Origin of the sequence: Ruminococcus sp. CAG:57, assembly GCF_000435935.1 — a bacterium.
Classification (GTDB): Bacteria; Bacillota; Clostridia; order Oscillospirales; family Ruminococcaceae; genus Hominimerdicola; species Hominimerdicola aceti.
The window spans coordinates 148223-154609 of the sequence record NZ_FR890710.1 but is presented as its reverse complement, the minus strand read 5'-3'; the positions used below and the strand labels follow the sequence as shown (position 1 = coordinate 154609).

Genomic DNA, 6387 nt, shown 5'->3' with positions numbered 1-6387 from the left:
TGCTCATGCTCAAAATCAGAAAATACAAAAGCGGCTGAAAGTAATTCTTCGGTAGACGCAGTTACAAGTGCTGACAGTTCCACAGCAGAAACAGTTGACACCTCGTACACGATAGCTATTGAAGACAAGATATACCATCTGAGCAACAAGGTGCTTTCAGCAGAAGAAAAAGCTTACATTGATAAGCAAGCTGCTGACGCTTCATCAACACGTTATTTATATGACCCTGCTCAGCAAGCCGACGGCGCTATCACAGATGTTAAGGCAGATGTTTTCAGACTTGACAGCAAATACCTTTGCATAAAGATCAAATGTGATGATCTTTACAGAAGCGTACAAAAGATATATACCGATAAAAATGGGATAGACGGAAATGAAACTGCATATGTTGTTTTGGAACCTGCGGGAAGTAACTACACTCTTGCTGATAGTTTACCCGACAGCACTGAAATTTCGGCATATTATATTTATCACTGGTATGGAGAAGAACCATATGAGATAACAGACAAGGACACTATCGACAAGATAACTGCGTGGATAGAGAACGCTAAATCGGTATGCAAGGATTATCCTTACATTGACGGCTTAGAATACGGCGGTGCAGACGCTTATGGAATCTCTCTCGAAAAGGATGAATCAAGTGATGCGTATGAGAGCATTTGTGTTATCGATGTTTCACAGTATTCGTGGGACACCTCAGGCGGTATGCACTCTGAAAGTAAAATATGCAATTTTAGCATAAAAGATGATACAGGCGAATTTCAGGATTACAATTTGCCAAAGGAAATGATAGATGAGATAATGCCCCTTATAACAAGACCTAATGTTGAATAGCATACAACACATACAAAACCGGCGTGTATCACGAAGATACACGCCGGTCGTTTCTATTATGTTTTTATGATACCTTGAGCCATGCGCAGGCAAAATCAAGTGCTTCATAGAGGCTTGATTTCTCTGCTACCTTAACTATCTGCTTATTCGGAGGCAGTGTGCTGTCTGTTGCAAATTTTCTTATTCTTACCTTATTTGCAACGTCGATACCGCCGACCTTTTCTGTAGAAAGTATTTCTATCATGACTACGAACTCGTCATACATATTTCCAAAATAGATATTATTCCCTTTTCTCACCAGAGGAACGCCCTTATAGGTGAAAAAAGCTTTCTTTTCTTCTGCCATTTATCTCTCCGCCTTTCTCATAATATATTTCTCTTTTTGTTTACTATTTTATTATACCATACTTTTCACATAATTAAAAGAGCTTTTGACAACTTTTTTGCGCAGGTTTTCAGCCTCACTTTATGTGGGATACATATTGTATCACATATTCTTTGCGAAAGCTGTCGAAACATGACCGTAGGGGCGAACTCTGTTCGCCCGTCAGATCATATGCTTAGCATGGGATATGCGTTTTAGTAGTTATCGTCCACAGCCTCGCCTTTAAGAAGTCTGTCCATATTTGCAACGAACGTATCTACCCAAGTTGACTGTATTCTGAATGAGGTTTGACCATTTAGCTTGACTACAGAACGTCTTGAAGAATCCTTATAAATCTCCATAACGTCCTTTTTGCCGTCCTTGCGGTCGAATGTTACAGTCAGATAGCTTTCGCCCTCAGGGTCTGTGAAGTATATCTCATTTGTCGGGCAACCCATAAGATACTGATAGAAGGTCTTAAAGTTGTCAACGTCAAGCTCCTTGCCGTCTGTTGTGACCTTTGTTACCTGTGCGGTAGTTTTGCCGTCAGAATCTGTATCCGTGCTTGCGCCTGAGCTTTCCACCTCATAAACGGTCTTTTTACCATTATAGACTACCTCAACGTTCTTAAGGTCAACAAGGTAGTTTGAAGTCATAAGGCTTGTGATAACGTCCTCTGCTTTGATCGTTGCCCATGGGAGGTTATCGGCTGAAACGAGGTATATAGCGTCAACGCCCTTTACGCCCTCAAAGTAGCAATAATATGCAGACACTGTATCTGTCGTTTCACTGCTGTCGCCTGCGGTAGCATAGACAGGGTCGCCTATTTTAAGGGTATAGTCATAGCCGTCTCCCGAGAGTCTTACTGTTGCGAACGGGTCGGAAAGTCCATGCTCCTTCATTGCAGTTTCATCAGGTGCGATGACCTCACAGCTCTGTGCTGTAAGTCCCCACATACCATGGGTAGTTGCTGAAGAATTTGTGATGTTCAGGTATGAGAAGATAGGCTCTGTCATTACCTGACCTGAAAGTCCCTCTATCTCGTTCGGGTTATTTTCAAACGCCATTTCATAGTCCAGATCTTTTCTTGTAACTGTTTCCTTGCCATAGTCAGGCCAATCGTCGTCAGACGGCTTTGTGAGCAAAGTGAGGTTCGCATATGCGGTCACTGGATCTGTATAGTATGAAAGCTTTGTTCCCATTACCATATAGACGGTCTTTTCATCGTCAAGGCTCACATAGCTGTATCTTTCGTTGCTTGGTGAAACAGAGCCTACATGAAGGGTAGTGGCAGTGCCGTCGCTGTATTCAACTGTGAGATCTGCTGTGGGCTTATCAAGACCGTATTTTGACATATCCTCAACGTTTTCTTCAACGAGCTTTTTCGCCTTGAAGCCGTCAAGATTCGATATCATGGAAGCTTCTGCGGTGGCATTTGCATTGAGAGTGCCAAGCTCAGGTATGCTCCATGTGGATTTACCTGACTCGGACTTATTAACGGAATACTCGCCATGTTCGTTTGAAACCTTTACGCTTGTTATATCGTCGCTTGACTTTGTAAGGATAACAACGCTCTCGTCCTGACTTGAAACTGCCGCTGTTGACGATGAGCTGGAGTCTGCGTCTGATTTGCCTGAGGTGGAGTTGAGAAACGCCATTACTCCCACCAGACAAGCGGCTGTGACTCCGCAGATAATGATACCCTGCAATTTACCATTCATTTGTGATTACCTCTGTGTTTTACTTATTCTTTCTTCTTGCCCAGATAACGATACCCACTATAAGAACTACAACAGGTACGCCAAGGCAGAATGTCCATTTAAGAACTGTTTTCTGCTGCTGAGTGATGTCGAAAACATTGCCTGTGATAGTTTTTGGTGTGATAGTGATACCTGCGGTCTTTCCGGTAAGGCCGTTTATAACGCTTATGAAATACTCGCTGTTCTGATACTGTGAATACTGCAAGTAGGTATCAGACAGCATACCCTCTGAACCTACTGCGATAACATTGCTATAGAGAGTTTTGTTATCGTCTGTAAATTTTGCCTTTGAGCCGACAGCCATATAATTCTGCTGACCCTTTACCAGAGCATCGCCTATATTCACCTGACCTGTGGTCTGTGATATATCAACATTTGCGGTATAGGCAGAATCTGAGGACTTGAGGTAAGCGTCTGTAGACACCATATCCTGCTCGTCAAAGAGTGTGTTTACAGGACGGCAGAGTGCTGAAAGGATAGCTGGGTTCTCTGTAGAAACGTCCTGAGTGAAGTTATCGGAAACATCTGACGCAACTGTTACGCAAGGTGAGTTATAATACTTGCCTGAATCGCTTTCGCAGATAACGCCCTTGCCGACAGAAAGTCCATACTCTGACAGGAACTCATCAAGATTCGGGGTGTCCTCCTGACCATAAGAAGCAATATAGAGGAGCTGTTTGCCAAGATTTCCGTCATTATTGAGGAAGTCGCTGACCTTTTTGATATCCTCCTCCAGATAGTCAGTCTTAGGAGCAGGGATAACCACAACGTCTGTATCGGCAGGGATATCCTCGGAGGTTATATCCACTGTGTTCACGTTATAGCCGTTAGCTGTAAGAAGCGTCTGGAAATATGTGAGCTGTGTAAGCTCGCTTCTGCCTGTGAGGACAGTAACATAGACAGGGTTAGGGTCTGTTACTGTCATAAGTGCAGAAGTGAAAGCCTGCTCTGCGTTTGAGGACTCAACATAGCTGCCGTAATAGGACAGGAATGAAAGGTCGCCGCCTGCCTGCTGGGCAAGGGTATCTATGCTGTAGCCTGACTGTGACAGCTTCTGCTCGAACTCGTCTGTGAATGTAAGGAGGTCGAGCATACCGAGCTTTCTTGTTCGGCTTATCTCTTTGCCGTCAACCTTTGTTTTTGTTTCAAATATCATATCGAACTGGCTGATAGTATCGGTATACTCCTTAACTATCTCAGGATGTGAGTCGATATCAACGAAACGATATGTGATATGGTGATTGAGCTTACAATAGTTTTTCAAAAGCTCAACAGCCTGCTTATTATAAGAACTGTAATTTGTATAAGTATTCTCGTCTGCGAAGATAGTTACCTGAACGTCTACGTTCACTTTCTTTACATAATCCTCTGTATCGTTTGAAACTGAATATATCTTATTTGTAGTCAGGTCGATAGTGATAGGATATCTGTCAAAAAGCATTGTTGTGACAACATTCACCAGGACAAGCAGAGCGACAAAAACGCAGGTGAACACTGTTGCCATTGTTCCATGCTTGAGCTTTTTGGCATTGAACTTTTTGCCGTCCTTTGTCTTTTTCTCTTTTTTATCTTTCTTTTTGTCTTTATCTTTTTTATCCTTTTCTGTATCCTTTGGAGCGGTCTTTGCTGCCTTTTCGTCTGCTACAACGTCTTTAAGCAGGTCTGCTCCTGATACAGAGATCTTTTCGTTATTATTCTCTTCCATTTAAACAGCCCTCCTTTAGCCCCAGCGGCGTTTTTCAAGCACTCTCACCGTGAGGAAAAGAAATGCCACTATTGCACTCAGAAAGAACACAACGTTAGAAAAATCAAAAAGTCCATAGGTGAATGAATAATATCTCTCGCCGAATGACACCTTTTCGCACACTGTTGTGAGCCATTCAAAAGGCAGAAGATTGCCTATAGTTGACAGGAACGACACGAAGATAAGTGCGATAAAGCTTATTACTGCGGCAACTATCTGGTTTTCTGTGAAAGATGAGCAGAAGATACCGATAGCGATATAAGCGCCGCCAACAAGTGCCAGAGCGACGATATTGCCCACAACGACGTTCCAGTCAGGCGTACCGAAAGCGGATACGACAACTGCAAAAACGCCTGTGATAGCGATAGCTATGATATAGATAAGGAAAGCGGCAAGGAATTTACCTACAACTATGCTGCCAAGACCCACAGGGGCGGTGAGCAGACACTGGTCTGTTTTTGTTCGCTTTTCCTCGGATATGGTCCTCATGGTGAGGACAGGTATGAGCACTATTATGATTATAAGAAGCGCACTGAAAACGGAATCAAGTCTTGTATAGCCGCTTTCAAGGCTGTAGTTTGCAAACATTACGCCTGAATAGGCATAGAATGCCGCAAGGAAAATATAACCGATAGGTGAGGTAAAATAGCTTCTTACCTCTCGTCTGAATATTGCGCCCATTAGTCATTTCCCTCCTTATCGGAAGTATTTTCAAGGGCAGGCAAAGCCTCGCCCATTGTGAGCTTGAGGAATATATCTTCAAGTGAAAGCTCAGAGGTCTTAAGTTCAAGCATATACCAGCCGTTTTTAACAACTGTTTCAAAGACGTCACGTCTGATATCCACGCCCTCTTTTGCCTCTATTCTTATATCGTTCACGCCGTCTTTATGGCTTGCGTCGCAGATAACTTTCTCAACGCCCTTTATGCCCTGCATTGCTCTGACGATCTTATCCTTATCGCCCTGTATCTTTGCAGTGAGCTTATGCTCGCCTGAGAGCTTCTGTGAGAGGTGTTCCTCTGTATCGTTTGCGACGACCTTGCCCTCGTTGATGACTATTATCTTATCGCAGACAGCCTGCACCTCAGAGAGGATATGGGAAGAAAGGATAACAGTATGATTTTTGCCGAGCTTTCTTATAAGAGTTCTTATCTCGATTATCTGCTTAGGGTCAAGACCTACTGTAGGCTCGTCCAAGATAAGAACCTTTGGGTTGCCGATAAGAGCCTGAGCAAGACCTACTCTCTGTCTATAACCTTTTGACAGGTTCTTGATTATTCTGTTATAAACATGGTCTATCTTTACAAGTCCGCATATATCTTTAAGATGCGACACCTTTGGAAGCTTACACTTTTTAAGGTCATAGACAAAATAGAGATATTCTTTTACGGTCATATCCATATAAAGGGGCGGAAGCTCAGGGAGATAGCCTATCTGCTTTTTAGCCTTGATAGGGTCTTCAAGGATGTCTACGCCGTCTATAAGGGCTTTGCCGTCTGTACAGGATATGTAGCCTGTAAGGATATTCATGGTGGTGGATTTTCCCGCTCCGTTAGGACCGAGGAAGCCGAGAACTTCTCCGTCCTCAGCTTTAAAAGAGATATTATCGACAGCCTTTTTGTCGCCGTATCTCTTGGTAAGGTTTATAACCTCTATCATTTTATTTCCTCCTCTTAGGAAAAGCAT

The 6387-nt window shown here is 43.2% G+C and carries 6 protein-coding genes; 1 reads left to right on the top strand and 5 read right to left on the bottom strand.

Going from position 1 to position 6387, the window contains the following annotated elements; all coding sequences use genetic code 11:
* A partial coding sequence (locus QVO88_RS04150) for a hypothetical protein (protein ID WP_288177766.1) occupies positions 1-834 on the top strand: 834 nt, incomplete at its 5' end.
* A 64-nt stretch (positions 835-898) separates the two neighbouring features.
* Here the strand turns inward: QVO88_RS04150 and QVO88_RS04145 are convergent.
* The 5 genes from QVO88_RS04145 to QVO88_RS04125 form a co-directional block, all read right to left on the bottom strand.
* On the bottom strand, positions 899-1180 hold the full coding sequence (locus QVO88_RS04145; protein ID WP_022287268.1) for a hypothetical protein: 282 nt from the start codon (positions 1178-1180) through the stop codon (positions 899-901).
* Positions 1181-1413: 233 nt separating this feature from the next.
* Entirely contained in the window at positions 1414-2919 is a 1506-nt protein-coding gene (locus QVO88_RS04140) for a DUF4340 domain-containing protein (protein WP_022287267.1), read from the bottom strand.
* Positions 2920-2938: 19 nt separating this feature from the next.
* A complete protein-coding gene (locus QVO88_RS04135) occupies positions 2939-4663 on the bottom strand; it encodes a GldG family protein (protein WP_022287266.1) in 1725 nt (574 codons plus the stop codon).
* A gap of 15 nt (positions 4664-4678) precedes the next feature.
* Complete coding sequence (locus QVO88_RS04130; protein WP_022287265.1) at positions 4679-5383, bottom strand: ABC transporter permease; 705 nt, start codon at positions 5381-5383, stop codon at positions 4679-4681.
* Positions 5383-6360, bottom strand: a complete 978-nt coding sequence (locus QVO88_RS04125) for an ABC transporter ATP-binding protein (RefSeq protein WP_022287264.1) — start codon at positions 6358-6360, stop codon at positions 5383-5385. Before QVO88_RS04125 ends, QVO88_RS04130 begins: the two co-directional genes overlap by 1 nt.
* Positions 6361-6387 lie beyond the last annotated feature (27 nt).